A 26,320-nucleotide genomic window follows, 5' to 3' on the forward strand; every position below is an offset into this window, starting at 1 on the left:
GCGCTCAGTAGTACCAGGGGTACGGCGACCAGTCGGGGTCGCGCTTCTCGAGGAACTGGTCGCGGCCCTCCTGGGCCTCGTCGGTCATGTACGCGAGCCGGGTGGTCTCGCCGGCGAAGAGCTGCTGGCCGACCAGGCCGTCGTCGATGAGGTTGAAGGAGTACTTGAGCATCCGTTGCGCGGTGGGCGACTTGCCGTTGACGAGCCGGCCCCATTCCAGCGCGGTCCTCTCGAGCTCGGCGTGCGGGACCGCGCGGTTGACCGTGCCCATCCGGACTCCGTCCTCGGCGGAGTACTCCTGGCCGAGGAAGAAGATCTCTCGGGCGTACTTCTGGCCCACCTGGCGGGCGAGGTACGCCGAGCCGAAGCCGCCGTCGAACGAGCCGACGTCGGCGTCGGTCTGCTTGAAGCGGGCCTCCTCGGACGAGGCGAGCGTCAGGTCGCAGACCACGTGCAGGCTGTGGCCTCCGCCGGCTGTCCACCCGGGGACGACGCAGATGACGACCTTCGGCATGAACCGGATGAGCCGCTGCACCTCGAGGATGTGCAACCGGGCGAGCCGCGCCTTGTCGACGGTCTCGGCGGACTCGCCCTCGGCGCCGTGCTGATTTTCATACATGTAGCCGGCGCGGCCGCGGATGCGCTGGTCGCCGCCGGTGCAGAACGCCCACTTGCCGTTCTTCGCGCTCGGACCGTTGCCGGTCAGGAGCACGCAGCCCACGTCGGAGGTGGTGCGCGCGTGCTCGAGCACCCGGAGGAGCTCGTCGACGGTGTGCGGCCGGAAGGCGTTCAGGACGTCGGGTCGGTCGAACGCGACCCGCACGGTGCCGTGCGCCCTCGCCCGGTGGTAGGTCAGGTCGGTCAGGTCGTCGAAGCCGGGCACGGCGTCCCAGTCGGCGGCGTCGAAGATCTCGGACACCCCGTCGATTGCGCTCATGACCGAGGAGGCTATCCCCGGGGAATGCGCACGCAGCCGGTGGGCATTGAGCAGGTATGGCACTTCAAGGCGAGTACGAGCCGAGCCCCGCTCAGTGGGTACGTGACCAGGTCGAGAAGTTCGAGGCGACCGACGGCCAGGAGGCCAACATCCTCCAGGGCAGACCGGAGTGGCCGATCGTCGTGATCACCTCGCGTGGCGCGAAGTCGGGCAAGCTCCGCAAGAACCCGGTCATGCGGGTGGAGAAGGACGGCGTGTACGCCGCGGTCGCCTCGAAGGGCGGCGCCCCGGAGCACCCGACCTGGTACCACAACTTCCTCGAGCACCCCGAGGTCGACCTGCAGGACAAGGGCGAGAAGCACACCTACCGCGTCCGGGTCGCCGACGGCGCCGAGCGGGCCGAGTGGTGGGAGCGTGCCGTCGCACAGTACTCGCCGTACGCCGACTACCAGGAGAAGACCGACCGGGAGATCCCGGTCTTCCTGCTCGAGCGGGCCTGAAAGCCAGCACAATGCGCCTGTGACCACCGACGCGGGCGCCTCTGAACCAGGACTGCGCCGCTCCGCACTGGCCGAGCCGCTCGACACACCGCCGGTGCGATGGGTGGCCTTCCTGACGCTGGCCAGCATCGGGCTGTGGGCCGGCTTCTTCGGCCCGATCCAGGTGCTGCTCGCGCAGCAGGCCGAGGCGATCGACGAGGAGAGCAAGAAGCAGATCCTCGCGGTGGTCCTCGGGCTGGGCGCGGCGACGTCGGTCGTGTGCAACCCGGTCTTCGGGGCGTTCTCCGACCGGACCCGGCTGCGACTGGGTCGCCGCCTCCCGTGGGTGATCGGCGGCGCGGCCGGCGGTGCGCTGTCGCTGCTGCTCCTGAGCGTCGCCGACAGCGTCGTCGTGATGGCGATCGGCTGGTGCGGTGTCCAGGCGACCCTGAACGCGATGCTCGCCGCCGTCACCGCGACCGTGCCCGACCAGGTGCCGGTCGGCCGGCGGGGGACCGTGGGGGGCGTCCTCGCGATCGCCCAGACCCTCGGCGTCATCGGCGGCACCGGCATCGCCGCGGCCACCGGCAGCATCGCGGCCGGCTACACGGTGACCGCCGTCGTGCTGATCGTGCTGACCATCCCCTGGTGCCTCGACGCGCGGGACGTGCCGCTCGCGCCCGACGAGCGCCCGGCGCCCTTCGAGTGGGGCTCCTTCCTGCGCGGCTTCTGGATCTCTCCACGCACCCACCCCGACTTCGCGTGGGCGTGGACCACTCGCTTCCTGGTCAACCTCTGCAACGCGCTCGGCCTGCTCTACCTCCTCTACTACATGCAGGACGTGCTCGGCTTCGCCGAGGACGACGCCGACGAGCGGGTCTTCCTGCTCACCGCGATCTACGGCATCACCGTGATGGCGACCGCGGTCGCCTTCGGCGCGTGGAGCGACCGCATCGGGAAGCGGAAGGTCTTCGTCATCTGGTCGGGCATCGTCGCGGGCAGCGCGACCCTGATGCTCGCCATCGTCCAGTCGTGGCCCGCCGCCGTCGCGGCCGCCGTCCTCATGGGGGTCGGCTACGGCATCTACGTCTCCGTCGACTTCGCCCTGATCACCCAGGTGCTCCCGGGCGCCGAGGACCGCGCCAAGGACCTCGGCGTCATCAACATCGCCAACGCGCTGCCGCAGGTCTTCGCCCCCGGCATCGCCGCCCTGATCCTGATCCTCGTCGAGTCGCTCGGCGGGGTCACCGAGACCGACGGTGACGGCTTCTCAGTGGGCTACTGCGTGCTCTACCTCAGCGCGTTCACCGTCGCCGTCCTGGGCTCGATCTTCGTCACCCGGATCAGGTCGGTGCCGTAACGGCCGGAGCGTCAGTGCGCGTCGGCCTTGGCGGCGGCCCGGGCGATCGACATCGCCAGCCCGACGAGGTGGCCGAGGCGGGCGATCTCGGAGGCGAGGAACTCCGGCCCGCCGCGGCGGCCGATCACGACGATCTCGGACTTGTTGAGGCGGGCCGCGCAGGCGATGGCGTTCTCGTCGTCGGTCTCGACCGACGCCGCGCGGTCGAGGGGCAGCCACGCGAGGTCGCGGGGCGCCGCCGCGGTGGTGTAGACGATGCCGTCGACCTTGCTCACGCGCGCCGCCCAGTCTGCGCGGAACGTCACCGGCAGCAGGTCGATGAGCCGGTCGAGCGCGACGTCGGGGTCGGCGGTCAGCTCCTCCACGGCCTCGAGGTCGAGGAAGATGTTGCCGCCCGCGGCGTACCTGCTGATCCAGACGACGCGTACGCCGTCGAGGGCGTTGCACGCGGACACGATCGAGTCGGGCATCGCGCCGGGCGCCGTCTCGAGCAGCACGTCGTCGACGGCCACGCCGTCGTGGCGCTTCTCCACGATCTCGATGGCCCCGATGTCGCCGCCCGCCTGGCCGATCGTCGCCGCCAGTCGCCCGAGCGAGCCCGGGACGTCGGGCAGCTCCACGCGCAGCAGGAAGGGCATCGCACTCTCCAATCTGCCTCGACTCTGCCTCGACCCTAGCCCCGATCGGTTGCGCCGGTGTTTCGTCCACTCAGCCGGAGCCGGAGTCCGGTGGCCCGCTGCGCACGCGTGGCGACGGCGGCGCGTACGGCGGCCTCGGAGCCGACCACGCGCACGTGGTGTCGCGCGCGGGTGACCGCGGTGTAGAACAGCTCGAGCGTGAGCAGCCGTGAGCCCTCGTCGGGCAGCAGCACGGTGACCCGGTCGGCCTGGCTGCCCTGGCTCTTGTGGATCGTCATCGCGTGCATGGTCTCGACGGCGTCGAGACGCCCCGGCGCGAACTCCTTGAGCCGCCCCGAGCCGGCCACGAAGATCCGCCGCCGCGCACCCTGCCGCACCACCACGCCGGTCTCGCCGTTGTAGACGTCGAGCGCGTAGTCGTTGCTGGTCACGAGCAGCGGGCGGCCGACGTACCACTGACCGCCACCCGGTCCGTGCAGGTCGACGTCGGGGTCCTCGCCGAGCCAGCGCTCGATGCGCTGGTTCCACCGGCGGACGCCGTAGGGGCCGTCGCGGTGGGCACACAGCAGCCGGTGGCGGTCGAGCTCCTCGAGCGCGCGCCCCGGCGCCTCGGCCGTCGCCGCCGCCCACACCGCCCGCGCCGCGGCGAGCGACTCGGGCCGCAGCGCCGCCTCGACCTCGGTCTCGTCGGAGGTGTCGACCCACGAGACCTGGTCGGACGGCGTGCACAGCACGTCGAGCACCGTGTCGGCGTCGCCGGTGCGCAGCGCCTCGGCGAGCGACTTGATGTCCTGCTCGGAGCGGAAGTTGGTGGACAGCGCCGAGACCGGCGAGTCCGGCCGGGCGTCGAACCCGGCGACCAGGTCGCTGAGCGCCGCGCCCGCCCCGACCGAGGTGAGCTGGCGCGGGTCGCCGACCAGCACCAGCCGGCAGTCGGGCCGCAGCGCCTCGAGCAGGCGGCCCATCATCGTGAGCTCGACCATCGACGACTCGTCGACGACGACCACGTCGTACTTGAGCCGGTTGCCGCGGTCATGGCGGAAGCGGGTCGCGTTGTCGGGACGCCAGCCCAGCAGCCGGTGGAGCGTCAGGCCGTCGAGCCGACCGACGAGTCCCGGCGCCTCGGGCCACGATCTCGACACCTCCGCGAGCTCGGAGGCCACGGCCTCCTGGAGCCGGGTGGCGGCCTTGCCCGTGGGCGCCGCGAGCGCGATCGCCAGGCGGCCGCCGGCCTGGTCGGCGAGCAGCGTCAGCAGGCGCGCGACCGTCGTCGTCTTCCCGGTGCCGGGGCCGCCGGTGAGGATCGTCGTACGACGACGCAGGGCGGCCACCACGGCGGCCCGCTGCTCGTCGCTGAAGTGCCCTGCCTCGACGCGCGCGAGCGCCGCCTCGAGCCGCGCCTGGTCGACGTCGGGCGGGGCCTGGGCGAGCCGGGCCTCGAGGTCGTCGTGGACCTGGGTCTCGAGCCGGTGGTAGCGATCGAGGTAGAGCAGGCCGAGCTCCCACCGGAGCGCGCCCGCGGCCACCAGCGGAGATGCCTCGATGGCGGGCACCCACTCGTCGCGGTCGGGCCGGTCGAGCTCCGGTGCGGTCGCGGCGACGGTGTCGAGGTCGAGGCAGACCGAGCCGCGGCGCACGGCGCGGACGGCGAGGGCGACGGCGAGGAGCACCCGCTCGTCGTCCTCGCCCCCGAGCACCCCGAGCCGCTGGGCGACGTGGACGTCCGAGGCGGTGAGCACGCCGGCGGCGTTGTAGGTCGCGAGCAGGCCACTCGCCCCGGTCGCGATCCGCCAGTCGTGGTCGCCGACGGGCTCGAAGAGCTCAGTCACGACGACCGTCCAGGAGGTCGGAGAGGTCCTCGACGAGGGCGACCGGAGGCCGCCACGCGAACACCCCGCAGGGCGCCCCGTCGACGAGCGGCGTCTCTGGCCCGCACATTCCGCGCAGGTAGAGGTAGAGCACGCCGCCGAGGTGCCGCTCGGGGTCGTAGCCGGGCTGCCGCCAGCGGAGGAAGCGGTGCAGCACCGCGGCGTAGAGCAGCGCCTGCAGCGGGTAGTCGGAGTGGCCCATCGCCTCCGCGAGCGCCGCGGGCCGGTAGCTGTGCGCGGTCAGCGGCTCGTCGGGCGGCCCGAGCCAGTTGGTCTTGTAGTCGACGACCAGGTAGCGGGGACCCGGGAGTCGCAGCACGACGTCGACCGAGCCGGTCAGGTAGCCGCGCAGCGTCTGCGCCCCGAGCGGGCCGGCGAGCTGCGCGGCGTACGCCCGCACCGGGTCGCCCTCCGGCAGGTGTCGTTCGAGCAGTGGCGCGAGGTCGCCCAGCAGGCCGTCGCCCAGCGGCAGCTCGAACTCCATCTCGCGCAGTCGGTCGGCCAGCGATACCTGCCGCAGCGTCGTGTCGGCGAGTGGCCCGAGCGGGGAGTCACAGACCGCGGCCAACGCGTCCGCGAGCATGTCGCGGTCGAGGGCGACGGGCCACCAGCCGAGCTGCTCGTCGATGTGGCCGAGCAGCTCCGCGCGCAGGTCGGGCGCGTCGGGATCGGTGTGCTCGAGCACCGCGTGGACCAGTGAGCCGAAGGTCGCGCCCACGGGCAGGTCGGCCATCGGCGACGCCACGTCGCCGGCGATCGGGCCGGGCGCCACGACGATCTCGGGCGAGAGGGCTGGTTCCTGAGGAGGTCGCGCAGCGACCGTCTCGAAGGGCTCGTCGTCCTTGCCGGTCATCTCGGGCTCACTCACGACGGTGCCGGCCGGGCCGGCGGCCACCTCGATCCTGCTCAGCGACGAGTACGACGCGCGCCGCCACTCGGTGTCGACCTCGCGCGTGAACGACCGCGCCGCGAACGCGGCCGGCGCCGGGAGCGGCGGGTCCTCCCCCGGGTCCTGGTGCACCGCCGGCTCGGGCGACGGGCCGCCCCGGTCGCGCCACTGGGCGAAGAGCGAGACCACGGCGTCGTCGTCGGGCACCGGCGGCGACTCGGGCACCTCGGCGGTGTCGGCGGCGCGGATCAGCATGCGGTGGAGGGGCGAGGCGACGGCGTTCTTCGTCGGCGCCCACCAGGCCACGACCTGCGACTTGGCGCGGGTGATCGCGACGTACAGCAGCCGCAACCACTCCCCGGCCTCCTCGTCGGCCCACCGACGGCAGTGGTCGCCCCACTGGGCCCCGGCGCCGCCGACGTCGAGGCAGCGCCGGCCCTCGTCGTCGTGGAAGAGCGGTCGCGTCGGCTTGGGGACGAACCGGTCGGCGAGGGCTGGCAGGTAGACGACGGGGTACTCGAGGCCCTTGCTGGCGTGGATCGTCACCAGCTGCACCGCGGCGGCGTCGGAGTCGAGGCGGCGGGTGCGCTCGATGCCGCGACCCGCGCGGCCCTCGGCGACCTGGTCGCGCAGCCAGGTGAGCAGTGAGACCAGGCCATGCCGCTCGGTGAGCGTGACCTCGTGGAGCGCCTCGCCGATGTGCCGCAGGTCGGTGAGCCGCCGGTCGCCGCCGACCTCGGCGAGCACCCGCTGGGGCAGACCGGCGCGCCCTCCGGTGCCGATGGTGGCGGCCTCGAGCACGGCCGCGACGCCGCGGGTGGTGAACAGCTCGACCCACGTGCGCAGCGTGTCGGCCACCTCGTCGGTGAGGTCGTCGCCGCGCCGGTCGAGCTCGGCCGCGGTGTGTCCGAAGAAGCACGTGAGCGCGGCCGAGCGCACGCGGGTGCTGCGGTGCGGCTGCTCCAGCGCCTCCAGCAGCGTCAGCCACTCGACCGCCGCCGGGGTGGCGAAGACGCTGCCGCCACCGGCGATCACGGCCGGGACCCCGACCGCCAGCAGCGCCTCGCGCACCGCCGCGAGGTCGGCGTGGCGGTAGCTGATCACGGCGACGTCGCGGGGCCGGATCGACTCGCCGCACCAGGTCGCGCCGCTGGCGAGCAGGCGGCGTACGTCGAGGGCGAGGTCGCGCGCGACGTGCGGGCGCACGTCCTTGACCGACAGCATCGCGTTGCCCCGGCGGTCGAACGCGTCCCTGCGCACCACGCGGACCCGGAACGGCTCGGGCGCGGGTGCGCCCACGAGCCGGCTCTCGCGGTGGTGCGCGGTCACGTCGCGCACCACGATGCGCTCGTCGCCGAGCGCGGCGCCCGCGAGCAGGCGCTGGAACGAGTCGAGCAGCGGCTCGTCGCTGCGCCAGTTGACCGCCAGGGTCTGCCGGGTCTGCGCGGTCTCGGCAGCCTGGAGGTACGTCGTGACATCGCCGCCCCGGAAGGCGTAGATCGCCTGCTTCGGGTCGCCGATCAGCACCATCGTGGCGTGGCCGGTGAAGGCCCTGTCAAGCACCTGCCACTGCACCGGGTCGGTGTCCTGGAACTCGTCGACGAGCACGATGCTCCAACGCTGCCGCATCCGCTGGGCGGCGGCGCCGTCCTCGTCGGCGAGCGCGTCGGCGAGCTGGGAGAGCAGGTCGTCGTAGGAGAGGATGCCGAGTCGGCGCTTGCGCCGATCGAGCTCGGTGCGCACCGCGTTGGCGAAGCTGACCTTGCGGCCCGCGGGGGTGCTGCGGTCCTCGCCGGTCGGCTCGAGGCGGGCCTGGGGGTCGCCGACCGCGGCACGCGCGATCGCCATCGCCTCGGCGTGGGTGAACATCGGACCGCCCTCGTCGAAGGCGAACGCACGGAGGTAGAGGTCGTCGACCGTCTCCTTCACGAGGTCGTCGAGGTCCTCGACCAGCCGGGCGCGCGAGTCGGTGTCGCCGGCGGTGCCGAGCGAGTCGAGCACCATCGAGCAGAACTGGTGGGTGGTCGCGATCGTCGCCGCGTCGAAGCCGGCGAGCGCCTCGGTAACCCGGCGGTGGCCGAGCCGGCGCTGCGCGGGCTCCCACTCGCGCAGCATCGCGACCAGGTCGGACTCCTCGACCGCACCGGTCGCGGGGTCGTCGCCGAGCACGCGCTCGGCCTCGACGAGCTGGGCGCGCACCCGCTCACGGAGCTCCTGGCTCGCGGCGCGGCCGAACGTCACCACGAGCATCTGCTCGAGCCGGGCGACGCCCTCGGCGACGTAGCGGGTCACGAGGGCACCGATCGTCCAGGTCTTGCCGGTGCCGGCGCTGGCCTCGAGGAGCACGGTGCCGGTGGGCAGCGGGTAGCGGATGTCGAACGGCCTCGGCCGGGCGCTCACAGTGGGCCCACCTTCTCGGCGCCGGTGAGCAGCGGCTCCCAGATCCGCCAGGCGTAGTCACCCAGCCCGCCGTCGAGCAGCACCTGCAGCGGCGCACGGGTGCCGTAGACGCGCTGGTGGTAGGCGTCGTCGTCCTCGCCGGTGATGCCGAGCTGGTGGTGGGGGTCGGTCTCCCACTCCCGACGAGCGGCCTCGGCGGGCGAGAGGTCCTGGCCCATCTGCTCGCGCAGGCGGGCCTCCGCCCACGCCGCGCCGGTCGCGACCGGCACCGGCAGCGGCTCGCGCAGGCCGCGCTCGCGCAGGTCGACGAGGTCCCGCAGCCAGGTGACCGCGCGGTGGTCGAGGGGGCCGGAGAGCGCGCGCTTCGGGCCGGCGCGCTCACGGCCGACCGCGTGGGCCGTCCAGTGCTCGTCGGGGTACGACGCGCTCAGTGCCAGCAGGTCGACCCACGTCCGGAGCCGTTGCCGGGCCCGGAGCCGCGAGTAGCCGAGCGAGACGACGCGGCTGCCGTGGACGCCGGTGACGGTGCCGGTGAGCCGACGGCCGTCACCGAGGTCGACGTCGACGTCGACCGATCGGCGCTCCCCCTCGCGCAGGTCGGCGGTGCGCGACCACAGCCGCTGACACTCCGCGACGACCTCGTCGAGGGCGGCCCGGCCGAGCCCGCCCGGCGGGAGCGTGCCGGCGAGCTGCTCGGCGGTCATCACCGCGACCGGGTCCTGCCCGGCGAGCAGTTCGCGCAGGAGCCGGTCGCCGACCTGCCACTTCTCGAGGTTGTCGAGCGTCACCGGGATCGCGTCGGCGAGGTCGTCGGGCTCGAACGGCGTCGCCACGTCGAGCCGCTCGCGCAGGAACGTCCGGACCGGGTGGACCAGGAACGCCTCGAGGTCTTGCAGCGAGACGTCCGCCCGGGCACGCTCGGGCAGCGGACCCTGGATCAGCGGCGGCGGCTCGCTGCGGACGCTCCACGCCGAGCGCGCCCCGGCGAGCGCGGCGGTGTCGAAGCTGAACGGCCGCTCCGGGGCGAAGTTCCGCGCGTCGTACGGCTGCAGCGGGTGCCGGACCTCGATGCCGTCGCGCACGGGAGCGGCGGTGGTGCGGTCGGCGGCGTCGAGGATCTCGCCGAGGGGTACGGCGGGCGGGCGGCGCGCGCCGGACTGCTCGTCGGCACCGGTGTAGGTGATGACGAGGCGCTCGGTCGCGGCGAGCACGGCGTCGAGCAGGAGCTGGCGGTCCTCGCTGCGGGCGTCGCGCTCCCCGGTGAGCGGCCGGCGCCCGAGGACGTCGTCACCGTCGACCGCGCGGGCGCGCGGGAAGACGCCGTCGTCGAGGCCGACCAGGCAGACGACCCGGTGCGGCACCGAGCGCATCGGGACCATCGTGCAGACGGTGAGCGTGCCGGTGCGGAAGTTGGCGCGGGTGGGCCGGCCCGCCAGCCGGGACTGGAGCAGCGCCCGCAGGTCGGAGAGGCGCAGCTCGATGTCGCCGTCGTGGGACGACGCGGCGGCGCGGGCCAGCTCGCGCTCGAACTGCGGCAGCTGCCAGGCGTCGTCGGTCGCGACGTCGGTCAGCGCACGGACGCCGTCGCGCAGCCGCGTCGTCCACTCGGCCACGGTCCGCGCGTCGGCCAGCCCGGCCAGGGTCGTGGCGAGACGCTCGACGAGCTCTGCCAGCCGGCCGGCGAGGTCGATCTCGTTGCTCCCGACGTCGTCGAGCGGCAGGCCGCGGCCGAGGTGGCGGTGGTCGTCGCCGCTCATGACGACACCGAGCAGGATCCGGTCGAGGCCGGCGCGCCAGGTGTTGTGCTCGAAGCGCTCCATCCCGAACGTCCGGCGCGCGTCGCCGTCCAGCCCCCACCGGACGCCGGCCCGGGACACCCACCGGTTGACCCGGTCGAGCTCGTCGTCGGTGAACCCGAACCGTCTCCGGCACGGCTCGCTGCCCGCCAGGTCGAGCACGTCGGCAGCGGTCACCCGGCCGCCGGACAGCTCCAGCAGTCGGCCGGCGACCGCCAGGAGCGGGTTGGTGCTGGTGAGCGCCCGGTCGGCGAGCTTCACGCGGAGCAGGTGGGCGGGGTGCCCCTGAGGAGTCGGGGTCTGGCTCGTCGCGAGCCCGAAGCCCGCCGAGATCAGCGGTGCGTAGGTCTCGATGTCGGGGCACATGACGAGGATGTCGCGCGGCTCGAGCGTCGGGTCGTCCTGGAGCAGCCCGACCAGCACCTCGCGCAGCACGTCGACCTGGCGCGCCGGACCGTGGCAGGCGTGCACCTGCAGGGAGGCGTCGCCGTCGGCGAGGTGGCGACCCGCGCGTTCGGCGTACGACGGGGCGTGGTTGGCGCGCAGGTCGTGCTGGAGCCAGCCGAGGAGGGTGCCGGCCCCGTCGTCGGGAGTCGGCACCAGCTCTGCGTCGATGCCGTCGAGCGTGCGCCTGAGCTCACGGGCGTCGCGGCCGAGCGAGGCGAGCAGGGGGTGGCCGACCCGCTCGGCCGAGTCGTCCTCGTCGCGAGGCACGACGCCGCCGACCCCGGCCAGGTCGTCCCACAGCGTCGGCGACGGCTGCGGGAGGAAGAGGTGGACGTCGCGGTGGTCGCCGAGCGCGCGCAGCAGCTCGACCTCGGTGACCGGGACGCGGGTGTGGCCGAAGAGGGAGAGGCGCCCGGGCAGCGGCAACGCCTCCCCGCCGACCCGCAGCGCGGCGCAGGTCTCGGCGTGCCGGACGTCGGGCGGTGGCGCGTCCACCGTCGCGATCAGCCGGCGCCACAGCTCGGCCTGCCAGCGCAGGTCCTCCGCGAGGTCGCCGTCGTCCCCCTCGCGCCACCCGGCCACCAGCGACGGTCGCTGCACGGCGTACGACGCGAACAGGGTCGCCAGTCGGATCGCGACGGAGTAGCGGCGGTTGCGTCGGAGCTCGCCGTCGGCGCCGTCGAGACCGTGGCCCAGGTGTCGAGCCAGGGTGGCGAACCCCGGGTCGTCGAGGCTCTCGTCGATGGTCGCCAGCAGCGGCCAGACCAGGCGCTCGGGGTCCCACGGGTCGTCGCGCTCGCGACCGAGCAGCAGGCTCACCAGGCTGCGCGGGTTGAGGAACCGCACGCCCGCGCACACCCCGTCGCCACCCCGCGGACCGACACCGAGCCGATGGCTGAGCCGCTGGGTGAGCCAGCGCTCCACGCCCCTGGCCGGCACCACCACGACCTCCTCGGCGAACGGGTCGTCGAGCGGCGTGGCCAGCAGGTCACCGAGCCGGTCGGCGAGGACGTCGGTCCGCGCGGCTCGGTGGATCTGCAGGGTCACGGGCCGACCTTATGGGGCGGCGGGGACAGGGGTCGGCGGAGGTTGTTCGTTTCACCGGTCGGCCGGGAAGCGAGCGCCCTACGCGTCCCGCCGCCGCACGACGACGTACGCCGCGGCGAGCAGCACGGCGATCTCGAGGACGAACACGCCGAATCCGGCCCAGGCGTCGAGCAGGTTCGGGTTGAACGCGACCGGCGTGGAGATCGACGAGCCGGCGTTGCCGGGCATCAGCTTGGTGAGCCACTCGCCGACCGCGCCGGGCACCAGGTTCACCATGTTGCCGAGGATCAGCATCAGCGCGAGGACGACCGAGATCGTGCCGGCGGTGTGGCGCAGCAGGAAGCCCACGGCGACGGTGAAGAGCCCGATGCCGGCGAGGTAGAGGCCGGAGCCGTACATCGACCGGAGGACGTCGCCCTCCAGGGGCATCCCGATGCCTTCGCGGTCGAGGAAGAAGTTGCCGCCGAGGTACCCGACCAGCGCGGTCACCGTGCCGACGATGCCGAAGACGAGGACGACGAGCAGCGACTTGGCCGCGAGCACCTTGCCCCGCGCGGGCACGGCCGCGAAGCTCGTCCGGATCATGCCGGTGCCGTACTCGGTGGTGACGACGAGGGCGCCGAGCACCACCGCGGTGATCTGGGCGACCATCATCCCCCAGGTGATGAACGACCCCGGCGACTCGTCGGCCTCGGGAGACGCGAGCCAGTCGGCGTTGCCCCAGCACATCAGGATCGTCAGGCCGGCACCGAGCACGAACGTCGCGAGCAGCGTCCACCACGTCGAGCGGACCGTGTGCAGCTTGACCCACTCGGCGTGCAGCACCGCCGTGAACGACGGGCACGCGACGTCGGTGCGCTCGACGACGGCGCCGGACTCCATGAGCGTGGCACTCATCGAGCCACCTCCTTCGCGGTGGTCGCGTGGTACTCGACGCTGTCGGCGGTCAGGGTCATGAAGGCGTCCTCGAGCGAGGACCGCACCAGCGTGAGCTCGTGGACCATCAGGCCGTGCCGGAAGAGCAGCTCGCCGACCGACGGCGCGTCGAGCCCGATCACCCGGATCTCGTCGTCGACGCGCGAGACCTCGAGACCTCGGCCGTCGAGCAGCGCGGCGGCGTCGGACAGCGCGGGCGCCTTCACGCGGACGTACGACGCGGCGTGGCTGCCCATGAACTCGGTCATCGAGCAGTCGGCGAGGATCTGCCCGCGCCCGATCACCAGCAGGTGGTCGGCCATCAGGGCCATCTCCGACATCAGGTGGCTCGAGATGAAGACGGTGCGACCCTCGTCGGCCAGCTGGCGCGCAAACGTGCGCACCCAGCGGATGCCCTCCGGGTCGAGGCCGTTGACCGGCTCGTCGAGCACGACCACTGGCGGGTCGCCGAGCATGGCCGCGGCGATGCCGAGCCGCTGGCCCATGCCGAGCGAGAACCGCCCGGCCCGCTGGCCCGCGACGGACTCCAGCCCGACCAGCTCGAGCACCTCGCCGACCCGGGTCGTCGGGATGCCGTTGGACGCCGCCATCCAGCGCAGGTGGTCGCGGGCGGACCGGCCGGGGTGGACGGCGTTCGCCTCGAGGAGGGCGCCGATCTCCCGCAGCGGCGCGGGCGACGCGGCGTACCGGTGCCCGTTGACGCTGACCGTCCCCGACGTCGGGGCGTCCAGGCCGAGGATCATCCGCATCGTCGTCGACTTGCCGGCGCCGTTCGGGCCGAGGAAGCCGGTGACACGACCCGGCTCGACGACGAAGTCGATGCCGTCGACGGCGGTCTTGCTCTGCCCCTTGCCGGAGGAGAAGCGCTTGGTGAGCTGGTGGGCACGGATCATGGGTCCACCCTCCGCCGCGGCCGGCCCGCGCACATCGGGGAGCACCCCCGGAACGACCCCGAGACCTCCCCTGATCCCTGCGGGGTACGGCGCGGCTACGCGACCCTGCGGCGCAGCGACGCGTCCTGCACCGACGGCGGCGTGTCGACCTTCTCCTCGGGCGCGAGGTCGACGCCCGGCGGCACGATCTCGTCGATGGCGTCCAGCACGTCCGGCGTCAGGACGACGTCCGCCGCGGCGAGCTGCGACTCGAGGTGGGCGAGCGTGCGGGGGCCGATGATCGCGCTGGTCACGGCCGGGTGGGCGGTGACGAAGCCGAGCGCCAGCTGGATGAGCGTCAGCCCGGCTTCGTCGGCGACCTTCGCGAGCCGCTCGACCGCGTCCAGCTTGGCGCGGTTGACCGGTAGCGACACGTCGAACCGGTCGCTCATGAAGCCCGAGCGGTTGGTGGTGATCTCGCGGCCCTCGCGGATCGCGCCGGAGAGCCAGCCGCCGGCGAGTGGGCTCCACGCGAGCACGCCCAGGCCGTACTCCTCCGTCACCGGCAGCACGTGCGCCTCGATCGCACGCTGCAGCACCGAGTAGCCCGCCTGCTCGGTGACGTAGCGTCCGAGCCGGTGCTCGCGGGCCGACCACTGCGCCTGCACGATCCGGTACGCCGGGTAGGTCGACGTCCCGAAGTACCTGATCTTCCCGGCTCGCTGGAGGTCGGTCAGTGCGCCCAGCGTCTCCTCGTCGCTCACGGTCGGGTCCCAGCGGTGGACCTGGTAGAGGTCGACGTGGTCGACGCCGAGGCGAGCCAGGCTGCGGTCGAGCTCGGTGACGATCCAGCGCCGGGAGGCGCCCTGGTGGTTGGGCTCGTCGCTCATCGGCCCCCACACCTTGGTCGCCAGCACGAGGTCGTCGCGCCGTCCGGCGATGGCCTTGCCGACCATCTCCTCGGACTCGCCGCGTCCGTACCAGTCGGCCGTGTCGATCACGTTGATCCCGGCCTCGAGCGCCGTGTCAACGATAGCGGTCGCCTCGTCCTGGGTCGTGCGCCCGAGGGCGCCGAAGTTCATCGCGCCGAGCGCGAGGGTGCTGACGCGGACGCCGGTGCGCCCGAGGATGCGGTGGTCCATGGGTTCCTCCTGTGGCAGGATCGAAGCGGAACAACGTTCCAGAACACGATACGGAACATTGTTCCGTTTATCAACGGACGGAGGACCGGTGACCACGGTGCGCAAGCGCGCGGACGCGCGGCGCAACGAGCAGGCCCTGCTCGACGCGGCCGCCGCCGCCTTCGTCGAGACCGGCGTCGACGTCCCCGTGCGCGCCATCGCCGCCCGGGCCGGCGTCGGCGTCGCCACCATCTACCGCCACTTCCCCACCCGCGCCGACCTGATCGTCGCCGTCTACCGCCACCAGGTCGAGGCGTGCGCCGAGGCCGGCCCCGAGCTGAGGGCGAGCGCGCCCTCGCCGTACGACGCCCTCGTCCGCTGGATCGACCTCTTCGTCGACTTCCTCGGCACCAAGCACGGGCTGGCGGAGGTGCTGCAGTCCGGCGACCCGACGTACGCGACCCTGCACACCTGGTTCGTCGACCGCCTCGTCCCCGTCTGCGCCGAGCTGCTCGCCGCCGCGGCCGACGCCGGCCAGGTGCGCGGAGACGTGCGGGCCCTCGAGCTCATGCGCGGGGTCGGCAACCTGTGCATCGGCGCGGGCACCGACGAGCGGTACGACGCGCGCCGCATGGTCCGCATCCTGATGGCCGGGCTGCGTCACGACTGACCACATCGGGTACGGGGCGTCCATGACGGAGCAGACACCCGGCCCCGAACCGGACGTCGCCGAGCCGGCCGCACCGCCGAAGGACCCGCTGCGGCGGTCCCGCACCAGCGGTGCCTGGACCGCCACGATCATCGCCGGCGTGCTGCTCGTGCTGCTCGTCGTCTTCATCGCCCAGAACACCGACGACGTGCACGTCTCCTTCCTCGGCTGGGACGGGACCGCCCCACTCGCGGTGGCGCTGCTGATCGCCACGGCGAGCGGAGTGGTGATCACGGCGCTGGTCGGCACACTGCGCATCTGGCAGCTGCGCCGGCGGGTGCGCCGCGACCGGAGCTGACCGCGTCCCCGGCGCGGCTCGACGCCGCAGCCGAGCTCGCGCAGCTCCTCGCCGAGATGTTCGCCGAGGTGTCGTCGAGGTAGCGCATTCGGGCCATGGACCTGCCTCTCGGGGCGTGCGACTCTCCGGTGATGGGGCAGAGCCTCGACGTGGACTACCTCGTGATCGGGGCCGGCGCGACCGGCATGGCCTTCACCGACGCGCTCGTCGACCACGCCGACGTCCGGGTCGCCCTGGTCGACCGGCGGCACGCGCCGGGCGGTCACTGGCTCAAGGCCTACCCGTTCGTGCGGCTGCACCAGTCGTCGACGTTCTACGGCGTCGCGTCGACCCTGCTCGGCGGCGGGCGGGTCCAGACCCGCGGCCCGGAGGCCGGGCTGCACGAACGAGCCGACAAGGCCGGGATCTGCTCCTACTTCGCCGACGTGCTGGCCGACCGGCTGGAGGCGTCGGGGCGCGTCGAGCTGCTGGCGGGGTGCGAGTACGTCGGGGACCGGACCGTGGTCTCGCGGATCTCGGGACGGCGACACACCGTGCCGGAGCGGTGCCGGATCGTCGACGCGCGCTACCTCTCCCCGGACATCCCGGCCGAGTCGCCGCCGCGGTTCACCGTCGGCGACGGGGCACGGGTCGTCCCCGTCAACTTCTTGCCGCACGTGGAGGAGGCGCCCGGTTGCCACGTCGTCGTCGGCTCGGGCAAGACCGCCACCGACGCCTGCGTCTGGCTGCTGGCCAACGGGGTCGACCCGGACGCGATCTGCTGGATCCGACCGCGCGAGCCGTGGATGCTGAACCGGGCGAAGATCCAGCCCGAGCCCGAGATCTTCCTCGGCATGGTCGCCGACCTGCTGCAGGCGGTTGCCGGGGCGCCGTCGTTGCCCGATCTCTTCGTGCGGCTCGAGGACCTCGGCATCATGCTGCGCATCGACCGGTCGGTCACCCCGACGATGGCCAAGACCCCGACGCTCGCCACCTGGGAGCTCGACGAGCTGCGGAGCATCGAGGACGTCGTACGCCTCGGGCACGTCACCACGGCCTGCCGCGGCCGGATCGACCTCGAGCAGGGCTCGATCGCCGTCCCCGGCGACGCCCTGGTCGTCGACTGCGCCGCCGACGGCCTGAAGCGGCCGCCGCTGATCCCGATCTGGCGGCCGGAGGTGATCACGCCGCAGCCGGTCCGGGCGGGCTTCCCGTGCTTCGGCGCCGCGCTGGCCGGCTACGTCGAGGCGACCCGCTCGGACGACGCCGAGAAGAACCGCCTCTGCCCGCCCTCGCCCTACGGCAACACGCTGGCCGACTGGGCGCAGATGAACCTCCTCGGACTCCGCAACGCCGCCGCCTTCGGCGCCGAGCCGGACATCCGGGAGTGGTCTGCCGCGACCGCCCTGAACCCGGCGCGGATCCCGCCCGGCCACGACGGCTCCGCGGCGCTCGACGACGCGATCACCAGGATCGGAGCGCACTCCGGGCCCGCGGTCGCCCGGCTCGCCGAGCTGGCCGCGGTCGGCTGAGTGCCGGAGTTGGGGGCCCTGCGCAACAATGGACCCATGATCGGATTCCTCGTCGCCGGCTTGATCATCGGAGCGCTCGCCCGCCTCTTCAAGTCGGGCAAGCAGGACCTGGGCATCCTCGCGACCCTCGGACTCGGCGTGGTCGGCTCCCTCATCGGCGGCACGATCGCGTGGATCCTCGGCACCGGCAGCATCTGGGAGCTGAACGTCCTCGGCTTCGTGCTCTCCGTGGTCGCGGCCGTGCTCCTGGTCGGAAGCGCCGAGGCGCTGGTCGGCAAGAACCGCACCAGCCTGCGCTAACCCCTTGCGACCGCCGGGACATCGGCGGATCGTGGAGGGATGAAGACGCACGGGATCCCGGATGGCCTGCCGGTCCTCTCCCGGGGCAAGCACCGCAACCCCCGCAAGGGTGCCTGCTTCATGGAGATGGCGTCGGTCCTCGCGAACGAGCCCTGGAGCGACCGACCGTCGTGCACCCATCCGCTGCTCGCGCAGCTCGCCCGGCTGGTCAACGACCACACCAACGACGACCGGCGCGGCGAGCTCGTCGTGCTGATCCCCGACGTCGTCGGCGTGCAGGGCCACGGCCTCGACTGGGAGGCGGCCGTCACGGCGGCCGTGGCGTGCCGGGCGCTGCCCGACATCGCCGAGGAGTCCCAGCGCGCGCTGGCCGCCGGCCTGATCCGCTGCGACGAGGTCGCGGCCCACGGCGGGCCGACCGCCGTCGACCGCGAGGCGATCCGCGAGGCGCTCGACCAGGTGCCGCTCGCCGCGACGTGGGCGCGCGGCTTCATCGACGGCGCCTCGCCCCTGAAGCCGAAGAGCTTCCAGAAGCACTCGGCCCCCGCCGTGATGCTCTGCGCCGTCCGCGGTACGGCGCGGGCCGCGGTCAGCGACCCGGACGCGCACCTGCGCGACCTGCTGGTCACGGGCATCGAGGCCGCGAGGCGGGTGCCGGCTCAGCCCCTGCGCAACGGCACGTCGAGCCTCGCGGAGAGCTCGTCGTACGTCGTGCCGAAGACGTCGACCACGACGACCTCGTCGCCGCCGACCTCGAACACCGCCAGGTCGGTGTAGACGCGGGACACGCAGGCCACACCGGTCAGCGGGTAGGTGCAGTCCGGCACCAGCTTCGGGGTGCCGTCCTTGGCGAAGAGCGTCATCATCACGAAGACCTGCTTCGCGCCGATCGCGAGGTCCATGGCCCCGCCGACGGCCGGGATCGCGTCGGGCGCGCCCGTGTGCCAGTTGGCGATGTCGCCGCCGGCACTGACCTGGAAGGCGCCGAGCACGCAGACGTCGAGGTGGCTGCCACGCATCATCGCGAACGAGTCGGCGGAGTGGAAGTACGCCGCACCAGGCGGCTCGACCACCGGGATCTTCCCGGCGTTGACCAGGTCGGCGTCGACCTCGTCGCCGACCGCGGCCCGGCCCATGTTGAGCATGCCGTTCTCGGTGTGCAGCACGACGCCGGCGTCGGCGTCGAGGTGGTCGGCGACCAGCGTGGGCTGACCGATGCCGAGGTTGACGTAGGCGCCGTGGGGGATGTCCCGCGCCACCCGGGCGGCCATCTCGCCCTTGTCGAGACCCGCGCTCACACCGCCACCACCCTGTCCACGTAGATGCCGGGCGTCACGACCGTCTCCGGGTCCAGTTCGCCGATCTCGACGACCTCGCGCACCTGGACGATCGTCGTGGTCGCGGCGGTCGCCATCACCGGCCCGAAGTTGCGCGCGGTCTTGCGGTAGACGAGGTTGCCCATCCGGTCGGCGCGGTGGGCGCCGACGAGGGCGACGTCGCCCTTGATCGGGTGCTCGAGCACGTAGGTGCGGCCGTCGATCTCTCGGGTCTCCTTGCCCTCGGCGAGCGGCGTGCCGACGCCGGTCGGGCAGAAGAACGCGCCGATGCCCGCCCCGGCGGCACGCATCCGCTCGGCGAGGTTGCCCTGCGGCACCAGCTCGAGCTCGATCCGGCCGTCGCGGTAGAGGCCGTCGAAGACGTAGGAGTCCGACTGCCGCGGGAACGAGCAGATGACCTTGCGGACCCTGCCCTTCGCGAGGAGCGCGGCCAGGCCGGTGTCGCCGTTGCCGGCGTTGTTGGACACCACGGTGAGGTCGGTGGCGCCCTGGTCGATCAGAGCGTCGACGAGCCGGACCGGCATCCCCGCCAGTCCGAAGCCTCCGACGAGGACGGTCGACCCGTCCGAGATGCCCGCGACCGCCTCGGCGGCGCTCTCGCAGATGGTGACGCTCACGAGACGTTCTCGAGCACGACGGCGAGCGCCTGGCCGACGCCGATGCAGATCGCGGCCACGCCGTACCTCTCCCCCGACTCCGGCAGCCGCGCCGCGAGCGTGCCGAGGATGCGGCCGCCCGAGGCGCCGAGCGGGTGGCCGATCGCGATCGCGCCGCCCTTGGCGTTGACGATCGCCGGATCGACGTCCCACGCGTCGACACACGCCAGCGACTGCACGGCGAACGCCTCGTTGAGCTCGACCGCGCCGACGTCGGCCCACGTGATGCCCGCCCGGGCGAGCGCCCGGTCGGCGGCCTCGACGGGCGCGTAGCCGAAGAGCGGCGGCTCGACGGCGCTCACCCCTCGGCCCGCGATGCGGGCGAGCGGCGCGCCGCCGACCAGGTCGGCGGCGGTCTCCGAACCCAGCAGCACCGCGGATGCCCCGTCGTTGAGCGGGGAGGCGTTGCCGGCGGTGATGGTGCCGTCCTTGCGGAACGACGGTCTGAGGCCGGCCAGCTTGTCGGCGGTCGAGCCGGGGCGGATGCCCTCGTCGCGGGCGAGGTCGGCTCCCTCGACGGGGACGACGAGGTCGTCGTAGAAGCCCGCCTCCCACGCGGCGTCGGCGAGGTTGTGCGACTGCGCCGCGAACTCGTCCTGGCGCTCGCGGGAGATCGAGAACTTCTCGCCCAGCAGCTCGTTGGCCTCGCCGAGCGAGACGGTCCACTCCTCGGGCATCCGGTCGTTCACCAGGCGCCAGCCGAGGGTCGTGGACACCGCGGTGACGTTGCCGGCGGGGAAGGCACGCGACGGCTTCGGCAGCACCCACGGCGCCCGGGTCATCGACTCGACGCCGCCGGTGAGCACGACGTCGGCGTCGCCCGACTCGATCGCGCGCGACCCGATGATCGCGGCGTCGAGCGACGAGCCGCACAGCCGGTTGACCGTGGTCGCCGGCACGCTGACCGGGAGCCCGGCGAGCAGCACCGCCATCCGGCCGACGTTGCGGTTGTCCTCGCCGGCCTGGTTGGCGCAGCCCCAGACGACGTCGCCGATCCGCTCGTGGTCGAGCGCGGCCGCCTTCGCCAGCACCCCCCGGATCGCGGTGGCGGCGAGGTCGTCGGGGCGCACCTCGGCCAGGGCACCGCCGAAGCGGCCGAAGGGCGTGCGCGCGGCGGCGTACAGGAAGGCTCCGCTCATGCCTTCACCGTAGGCCGGGCCGGTCCATCGACTCCAATACTGAATGTGACTGGATTGATAAGTTGAGTGCATGGAACTGCGACACCTGCGCGCGTTCGAGGTGCTCGCCGAGGAGCGGCACTTCGGCCGGGCCGCCGCGCGCCTGCACCTCGCGCAGCCGGCGCTCTCCCAGCAGGTCAGGCAGCTGGAGCGCGAGCTCGGCGTCGCGCTGTTCGCGCGCACGACCCGACGGGTCGATCTCACCGAGGCGGGTCGCCGCTTCGCGGCCCACGCCCGCACGGTGCTGGGCGACGTCGACCGCGCGTCGTCCGAGATGGCGCTGCTCGCCTCGGGAGCCGCGGGGCGGGCCGCGATCGGCTTCATCGGCACCGCGACGTACGACGTGCTGCCGCGTGTCGCGCGCGAGGTGCGCGCCTCGCTGCCGGACCTCGAGCTCGACCTGCGCGGCGAGCTGCTGTCTCCTCAGCTCCTGACCGGCCTTCGGGACCGCGCCTTCGACGTGGCACTGGTGCGTCCGGACCCGCTCAACAGTGCGGACCTGAACGTTCGGACCCTGCGCTCGGAGCGCCTCGTCGCCGTGCTGCCGACCGGCCACCCGCTCGCCCGTCGCCGCCGGATCCCGCTGGCGGCGCTGGCGGGCGAGGCGTTCGTGATGCACCCGTCGGGCACCCGGTCCTCGGTGCACGAGCGGGTGCGCGCGGCGTGCGAGGCGGCCGGATTCTCCCCCGACCCGGTCATCGAGGTGAGCGAGACGGCGACGCTCGTCGTCTTCGTCGCCGCCGGCCTCGGTGTCGCGCTCGTGCCGGAGCCGGTGCGCTCGCTCGGCCTCGCCGGCGTCTCCTACGTCGCGGTCGACGACGCGCCCACGATCGACCTCGCCCTCGCCACCCGGCTCGGCGACGACTCGCCCGCCGTCGCACGCGTCGGCGAGATCGTCGCGGCGTGCGTCTGAGAGCGGTACTTCTCAGGCGGTGCCCGCACCTCTCGGGTGTTGCAACGCCCCAGAACCGCCGGAATACCCGGTGCACCGGGTATTCCGCGACCGGTCAGAGCAGCCCCTCCTCCCGGAGCACCCCGGACGCGACCCGGAAGGCGGTGTTGGCGTCGGGCACGCCGCAGTAGATCGCCGACTGCAGGAGCACCTCCTTGATCTCGCCGACGCTCAGCCCGTTGCGCAGCGCGGCCCGCACGTGCATGGCGAGCTCCTCGTGGTGGCCGCGGGCGACGAGGGCGGTCAAGGTGATCATCGAGCGCGAGCGCCGGTCGAGTCCGGGGCGGGTCCAGATCTCGCCCCAGGCGTACGCCGTGATCAGCTCCTGGAAGTCGCGCGTGAAGTCGGTGGTGCCCGCGACGGCGCGGTCGACGTGGGCGTCGCCCAGCACCTCGCGCCGCACCCGCATCCCCTCCGACGGCGCGTGACCCGACGGCGCGGGACCCGACGGCGCGGGGGCCGGCGGCGCCTCGCCCAGGAAGTGCGCCCGCAGCAGCCGCGCCACCTCCGCCGGCTGCTCCGCGGGAGCGAGGTGGGCCGTGCCGGCCAGCTCGACGTAGGAGCCGTCGGCCACACCGGCGGCGATCTCGCGCAGCGTGTCGGGCGGGGTGGTGACGTCCTCGGCGCCCGCGATCGCCAGGACCGGGGCGGTGATCCGGTCGAGGCGCGCGCGTACGTCGAAGTCCGCGATCGCCGCGCAGACCTGGACGTAGCCCTCGGCGTCCGCGTCGGAGAGCGCTCGCAGCAGCGCGCCGCCGCGCTCGGGCTCGCGCTCGAGGAAGCCGGGGCCGAACCAGCGCTCGGCCGAGCCGCTCACCATGACCGGCGTCCCGGAGGCGCGCACGGTGGCGATCCGCTCCGTCCACGTCTCCGGGGTGCCGATCTGCGCCCCCGTGCACAGCAGCGCCGCGGCGACGACCCGGTCGGACGCGTCGAGCATCAGCTGCAGCCCGACCGAGCCGCCCACCGAGTCGCCGGCGTAGAAGAACGGCCCGCGCGGCTGGCCGCGCTCGGTCATCACGTCGTCGACCACGCGCAGCACGCCGGCCGCGAGCTCGGCGATGGTGAACGGCTCCTCCGGCACCGAGCGGTTGTGGCCGTGCCCGGGCAGGTCCCAGGCGACCACGTCGAAGTCGTCGGTCAGCCCGGTCGTGCACGCGCTCCACAGGGTCGCCGCCGACGTGCCGAGCGAGGGCCCGAGGACGAGCAGGGGCAGGGCGGCGCGGTCGCGCCCGCCGGTGAGTCGGACGACGGTGATGCCGGGAATCAATGCTTCTCCTCCAGAGTCCGGTGGGCGCGGGCGACGACCTCGCCGACGTGCGCCACGGCGTCGCCGAGGTACGACGAGGCGGGCGGGCGCCCCGCGGCCGACGCCATCGACCGCTGCTCGGCGAGCACGCCGTCGCCGGCGGAGTCCAGGGTCGCTGCCATCCGGTCGGCGTGCACGACGAGTCCGGCCAGCAGGTCGTCGGTCTGGGAGACCGCCACCAGGGTCCGGCGCACCAGGTCGCGCAGCGTCGCCCACTCGGCGTGCCAGCCGCCGTCGGCGCGGTCGTCGAGCTGCTGCGCGGCGGCGAGGTGCAGCGTCGTCGCGAGCTGCGGCGTGGTGAGCGCCGCCCGCCGCACCAGCACCGACAGCGTCGGGTTGGCCTTCTGGGGCATCGTCGACGAGCCGCCACCGCTGCCCTCGGCGAGCTCGCCGATCTCGGGCCGCGACATGGTCAACACGTCGTTGGCGATGCGGACGCACGCGTCCGTGCACCCCGCGAGCGCGTCGCCGAGCCGGGTCATCGGGGCGCGGGTCGTGTGCCAGCGCGGCACTCCCTCGGGCACCGACCGACCGAGCTCGACGATCGCCGCGCGGGTGCCGGCCGCGCCCCCGACCTGGTCGGGGAGGGCGAGTCGGTCGAGGTCGTCGTACGCGTCGAGCACGGCCGTGAGCCAGGCCGCCGCCCGGAAGCCGAACGTGGTCGGCACCGCGTGCTGGGTGAGCGTCCGGGCGACCATCGGCGTCTCCCGGTGCCGGTCGGCCAGCCGGGCGAGCCGGTCCACGACCGACCGCAGGTCGCGCCGCAGCGTCTCGACGGCCGACGAGGCCATCCGCATCAGCGCGGAGTCGACGACGTCCTGGCTCGTGAGGCCGCGGTGCACGTCGGGCTCGTGCTCCCGCAGGAGCCGCACCAACGCGATGACGGGGTTCCCGCCCGACTCGGCGTCGTGGGCGAGGCGCTCGGCGTCGACCCGGACGTGCAGATCCCGGCCGAGCCACTCCTCCTCGACGGCGAGCATCGCGCCCACGAAGTCCTCCGCCGTGAAGTGCGACCCGGCGCGCTCGTCCCCCGGCCAGAAGAGGTCCGTCATGCCCTCAGTCTTGCGTGTACGAGAAGAAGACGGTCTCGTCCTCGCCCTGGAGACGGATGTCGAAGACGAATCCGCGGTCGTCGGCCTCGGCCACGATCGTGTGCCGCCGCTCTGCCGGGACGTCGGGCAGGCGGTCGTCGAGGGTGCCGGGCAGGTAGGCGCGGGTGAACAGCCGGTCCAGCAGGCCGCGGGCGAGGACGGTGATCGCGAAGTACGGCGGCGTCCCCCCGGGTCGCAGCGTCGAGAACCGGTAGCGGCCGGTGCGGTCGGTCGCGGCGCGACCCCAGCCGGTGAACGTGTAGCTGTCACGCGCGAACGAGCCCTGGCGCTGCACGACCCGGCCGTCGGGACCGGGCTGCCACAGCTCCAGCAGCGCGTCCGGCACGGGGTCGCCGTGGCCGTCGAGCACCCGGCCGTGCAGCCGGACCGCGTCCGGACGGGTCGGCGGCACGAGCTCGCTCCCCGCGTCGTACGGCAGGGCGAAGCCGAAGAACGGTCCGACGGTCTGGCCGGGGGTGGGAGCAAGGGTCGTCATGCGGCGTGGTCCTCCTCGAGCGGGGTGCGGTGGCTGCCGGTCAGGACGACGTCCCACCGGAAGCCCAGGCTCCACTCGTGCTGGGTGAGGTCGTGGTCGTACGTCGCGACGAGCCGGTCGCGCGCGGCCCGGTCGGTGATCGCCTGGTAGATGGGGTCGAGCGCGAAGAGCGGGTCGCCGGGGAAGTACATCTGGGTCACCAGCCGCTGCGTGAACTCCGACCCGAACAGCGAGAAGTGGATGTGGGCCGGTCGCCAGGCGTTGTGGTGGTTGCGCCAGGGGTAGGGACCCGGCTTGATCGTGGTGAACCGGTAGAAGCCGTCGGAGTCGGTGAGGCAGCGGCCCATGCCGGTGAAGTTCGGGTCCAGCGCCGCCGGGTGCTGGTCGCGCTGGTGGATGTAGCGGCCGCCGGCGTTCGCCTGCCAGATCTCCACGAGCTGGTGGCGCACCGGGCGACCGTCGCCGTCGGTGACCCGCCCGGTGACCCTCATCCGCTCGCCGAGAGGCTCGCCGCGGTGCTGGATCGTCAGGTCCGCCTCGAACGGGTCGACGTCCTGGTGCCCGAAGACCGGGGCCCACAGCTCGATGCCCTCCGGGTCGACCTGGTGCGGCGCCTTGGTCGGGTGGCGCAGGATGCTCGAGCGGTACGGCGGGTAGTCGAGCCGCACGTCGGTCTCGACGGCGCCGGACGACTGGTACGCCTCGGCGATCGCCTCGATCTCGCCGGAGATGGCGGCCTGGTCCACCTCGGCGGCGTCGGACGACGGCGGTGGCGAGGGAGGCGGCGGGGAGGCAACGGACTCGGTCACGCCGCGACCGTAGAGGCGGCGACCACCCGCTGACGACGCGAAGCTTCCGGTGAGTGGAAGAGTGGACCCATGGCCGGCAACACCTCGGCGCCGGGGGCGAGCGTCACCTCGCGCGCACTGGCGCTGCTCGGCGCGTTCGACGAGCGCCACCGCCGACTCACCCTCACCCAGCTCGCGGAGCGGGCCGGCCTGCCTCTGCCGACAGCGCACCGGCTCGTCGGCGAGCTCGTCGCCTGGGGAGCGCTGTCGCGCACCGACGAGGGCTGCTACGTCGTCGGTCGGCGGCTGTGGGACCTGGGCCTGCTCGCCCCGGTGCAGACCGGCCTGCGCGAGCTCGCCTCGCCGTACCTGCACGACCTCTACGGCGCCACCCTCGCGACCGTCCACCTCGCGGTGCGCGACGGCACCGAGGTGCTCTACCTCGACCGGCTGGCCGGCCACACCTCGGTGCCGGTCGTGAGCAGCGTCGGGTCGCGGCTGCCGCTGCACGCCACCGGGGTCGGCAAGGTGCTGCTGGCGCACGCACCGGCCGAGGTCCAGCGGTCCGTGCTCGCCGAGCTGCCGCGCCTCACGGCGTACACCATCACCCAGCCGGGCCTGCTGCGCCGCCAGCTCGCCCGGGTGCTCCGCGAGGACCATGCGACGACCTCGGAGGAGATGAGTCTCGGCGCCTGCTCGATCGCGGTCCCGATCCGGCGGGGGCCCGAGGTGGTCGCCGCACTCGGCATCGTCGTGCCCTCGCTCAAGGACCGCGCCCGGCTCGCCGGCGCCCTGCAGGTCGCGGCCCGCGGCATCGGCAGGTCGCTCGGCACGGGCTGACCGGCCATCTTCCGGTCAGCGGAAGGATCGACGGGCCGGGCTCGCCCGACACGGACGAGACTGCG

General features: G+C 73.5%; 24 protein-coding genes. 9 read left to right on the top strand and 15 right to left on the bottom strand.

Annotation, left to right across the window (positions count from 1 at the left end; genetic code table 11):
• Positions 1 to 4: 4 nt before the first annotated feature.
• Positions 5 to 937, bottom strand: a complete 933-nt coding sequence (locus PZ894_RS17200; protein WP_275746672.1) for a 1,4-dihydroxy-2-naphthoyl-CoA synthase — start codon at positions 935 to 937, stop codon at positions 5 to 7.
• Between the two features lie 56 nt (positions 938 to 993).
• On the opposite strand from PZ894_RS17200, the gene PZ894_RS17205 reads away from it, so the two are divergent.
• Together PZ894_RS17205 and PZ894_RS17210 are read left to right on the top strand one after the other, a co-directional pair.
• A complete protein-coding gene (locus tag PZ894_RS17205; RefSeq protein ID WP_275746673.1) occupies positions 994 to 1,437 on the top strand; it encodes a nitroreductase family deazaflavin-dependent oxidoreductase in 444 nt (147 codons plus the stop codon).
• A gap of 19 nt (positions 1,438 to 1,456) precedes the next feature.
• A complete protein-coding gene (locus tag PZ894_RS17210) occupies positions 1,457 to 2,776 on the top strand; it encodes an MFS transporter (protein WP_275746675.1) in 1,320 nt (439 codons plus the stop codon).
• Between the two features lie 11 nt (positions 2,777 to 2,787).
• Here PZ894_RS17210 and PZ894_RS17215 read toward each other — a convergent pair whose 3' ends face one another.
• From PZ894_RS17215 to PZ894_RS17245, 7 genes are all read right to left on the bottom strand, one after another.
• The gene (locus tag PZ894_RS17215; protein ID WP_275746677.1) at positions 2,788 to 3,414 is read right to left on the bottom strand and encodes an amino acid-binding protein; all 627 of its coding nucleotides are present in this window, start codon (positions 3,412 to 3,414) and stop codon (positions 2,788 to 2,790) included.
• Between the two features lie 35 nt (positions 3,415 to 3,449).
• Positions 3,450 to 5,243, bottom strand: a complete 1,794-nt coding sequence (recD, locus tag PZ894_RS17220) for an exodeoxyribonuclease V subunit alpha (RefSeq protein ID WP_275746679.1) — start codon at positions 5,241 to 5,243, stop codon at positions 3,450 to 3,452.
• Positions 5,236 to 8,571: a UvrD-helicase domain-containing protein gene (locus tag PZ894_RS17225; RefSeq protein ID WP_275746680.1), complete on the bottom strand. Its 3,336-nt coding sequence runs from the start codon at positions 8,569 to 8,571 to the stop codon at positions 5,236 to 5,238. The genes recD and PZ894_RS17225 overlap by 8 nt, the downstream gene beginning before the upstream one ends.
• Positions 8,568 to 11,861, bottom strand: a complete 3,294-nt coding sequence (recC, locus tag PZ894_RS17230; protein ID WP_275746682.1) for an exodeoxyribonuclease V subunit gamma — start codon at positions 11,859 to 11,861, stop codon at positions 8,568 to 8,570. The genes PZ894_RS17225 and recC overlap by 4 nt, the downstream gene beginning before the upstream one ends.
• A 78-nt stretch (positions 11,862 to 11,939) precedes the next feature.
• Positions 11,940 to 12,758 carry an ABC transporter permease subunit gene (locus PZ894_RS17235; protein WP_275746683.1) on the bottom strand — a complete coding sequence of 273 codons (819 nt, stop codon included), beginning with the start codon at positions 12,756 to 12,758 and terminating at the stop codon, positions 11,940 to 11,942.
• Entirely contained in the window at positions 12,755 to 13,690 is a 936-nt protein-coding gene (locus tag PZ894_RS17240; protein WP_275746685.1) for an ATP-binding cassette domain-containing protein, read from the bottom strand. The genes PZ894_RS17235 and PZ894_RS17240 overlap by 4 nt, the downstream gene beginning before the upstream one ends.
• Before the next feature lie 95 nt (positions 13,691 to 13,785).
• A complete protein-coding gene (locus PZ894_RS17245) occupies positions 13,786 to 14,811 on the bottom strand; it encodes an aldo/keto reductase (RefSeq protein WP_275746687.1) in 1,026 nt (341 codons plus the stop codon).
• Between the two features lie 88 nt (positions 14,812 to 14,899).
• Between PZ894_RS17245 and PZ894_RS17250 the strand changes: the two genes are divergently transcribed.
• From PZ894_RS17250 to PZ894_RS17270, 5 genes are all read left to right on the top strand, one after another.
• Positions 14,900 to 15,460 (top strand): TetR/AcrR family transcriptional regulator, encoded by a 561-nt coding sequence (locus PZ894_RS17250; protein WP_275746689.1) that lies wholly within the window; start codon positions 14,900 to 14,902, stop codon positions 15,458 to 15,460.
• Between the two features lie 22 nt (positions 15,461 to 15,482).
• Positions 15,483 to 15,797 (top strand): LapA family protein, encoded by a 315-nt coding sequence (locus PZ894_RS17255; RefSeq protein WP_275746690.1) that lies wholly within the window; start codon positions 15,483 to 15,485, stop codon positions 15,795 to 15,797.
• 131 nt (positions 15,798 to 15,928) lie between these two features.
• Positions 15,929 to 17,308 (top strand): NAD(P)-binding protein, encoded by a 1,380-nt coding sequence (locus PZ894_RS17260; RefSeq protein WP_275746691.1) that lies wholly within the window; start codon positions 15,929 to 15,931, stop codon positions 17,306 to 17,308.
• 36 nt (positions 17,309 to 17,344) lie between these two features.
• A complete protein-coding gene (locus tag PZ894_RS17265; protein ID WP_275746693.1) occupies positions 17,345 to 17,608 on the top strand; it encodes a hypothetical protein in 264 nt (87 codons plus the stop codon).
• 39 nt (positions 17,609 to 17,647) lie between these two features.
• The gene (locus PZ894_RS17270) at positions 17,648 to 18,385 is read left to right on the top strand and encodes a hypothetical protein (protein ID WP_275746695.1); all 738 of its coding nucleotides are present in this window, start codon (positions 17,648 to 17,650) and stop codon (positions 18,383 to 18,385) included.
• On the opposite strand, the gene PZ894_RS17275 is transcribed toward PZ894_RS17270, so the two are convergent.
• The 3 genes from PZ894_RS17275 to PZ894_RS17285 are packed head-to-tail and all read right to left on the bottom strand — an operon-like array spanning position 18,268 to position 20,740.
• On the bottom strand, positions 18,268 to 18,879 hold the full coding sequence (locus tag PZ894_RS17275) for a 3-oxoacid CoA-transferase subunit B (protein WP_345799160.1): 612 nt from the start codon (positions 18,877 to 18,879) through the stop codon (positions 18,268 to 18,270). The genes PZ894_RS17270 and PZ894_RS17275 overlap by 118 nt on opposite strands.
• A 23-nt stretch (positions 18,880 to 18,902) precedes the next feature.
• A complete protein-coding gene (locus PZ894_RS17280) occupies positions 18,903 to 19,562 on the bottom strand; it encodes a 3-oxoacid CoA-transferase subunit A (RefSeq protein ID WP_275746699.1) in 660 nt (219 codons plus the stop codon).
• Positions 19,559 to 20,740: a thiolase family protein gene (locus tag PZ894_RS17285; protein ID WP_275746700.1), complete on the bottom strand. Its 1,182-nt coding sequence runs from the start codon at positions 20,738 to 20,740 to the stop codon at positions 19,559 to 19,561. The genes PZ894_RS17280 and PZ894_RS17285 overlap by 4 nt, the downstream gene beginning before the upstream one ends.
• A gap of 70 nt (positions 20,741 to 20,810) precedes the next feature.
• On the opposite strand from PZ894_RS17285, the gene PZ894_RS17290 reads away from it, so the two are divergent.
• Positions 20,811 to 21,692 carry a LysR substrate-binding domain-containing protein gene (locus PZ894_RS17290; RefSeq protein ID WP_275746702.1) on the top strand — a complete coding sequence of 294 codons (882 nt, stop codon included), beginning with the start codon at positions 20,811 to 20,813 and terminating at the stop codon, positions 21,690 to 21,692.
• A gap of 94 nt (positions 21,693 to 21,786) precedes the next feature.
• Here PZ894_RS17290 and pcaC read toward each other — a convergent pair whose 3' ends face one another.
• Genes pcaC through pcaH form a run of 4 tightly spaced genes read right to left on the bottom strand, consistent with a single transcriptional unit; the run spans position 21,787 to position 25,436 of the window.
• Positions 21,787 to 23,001: a 4-carboxymuconolactone decarboxylase gene (gene pcaC, locus PZ894_RS17295; protein WP_275746704.1), complete on the bottom strand. Its 1,215-nt coding sequence runs from the start codon at positions 22,999 to 23,001 to the stop codon at positions 21,787 to 21,789.
• Complete coding sequence (locus PZ894_RS17300; protein ID WP_275746706.1) at positions 22,998 to 24,092, bottom strand: lyase family protein; 1,095 nt, start codon at positions 24,090 to 24,092, stop codon at positions 22,998 to 23,000. Before PZ894_RS17300 ends, pcaC begins: the two co-directional genes overlap by 4 nt.
• Before the next feature lie 4 nt (positions 24,093 to 24,096).
• On the bottom strand, positions 24,097 to 24,627 hold the full coding sequence (gene pcaG / locus PZ894_RS17305; RefSeq protein ID WP_275746707.1) for a protocatechuate 3,4-dioxygenase subunit alpha: 531 nt from the start codon (positions 24,625 to 24,627) through the stop codon (positions 24,097 to 24,099).
• Positions 24,624 to 25,436, bottom strand: a complete 813-nt coding sequence (pcaH, locus tag PZ894_RS17310; RefSeq protein ID WP_275746708.1) for a protocatechuate 3,4-dioxygenase subunit beta — start codon at positions 25,434 to 25,436, stop codon at positions 24,624 to 24,626. The genes pcaG and pcaH overlap by 4 nt, the downstream gene beginning before the upstream one ends.
• A gap of 69 nt (positions 25,437 to 25,505) precedes the next feature.
• Between pcaH and PZ894_RS17315 the strand changes: the two genes are divergently transcribed.
• Positions 25,506 to 26,255, top strand: coding sequence for an IclR family transcriptional regulator (locus PZ894_RS17315; protein ID WP_275746709.1), 750 nt, complete (start codon positions 25,506 to 25,508; stop codon positions 26,253 to 26,255).
• Positions 26,256 to 26,320 lie beyond the last annotated feature (65 nt).

Origin of the sequence: Nocardioides sp. YIM 152315, from assembly GCF_029210375.1 — a bacterium.
Lineage (GTDB): Bacteria > Actinomycetota > Actinomycetes > Propionibacteriales > Nocardioidaceae > Nocardioides.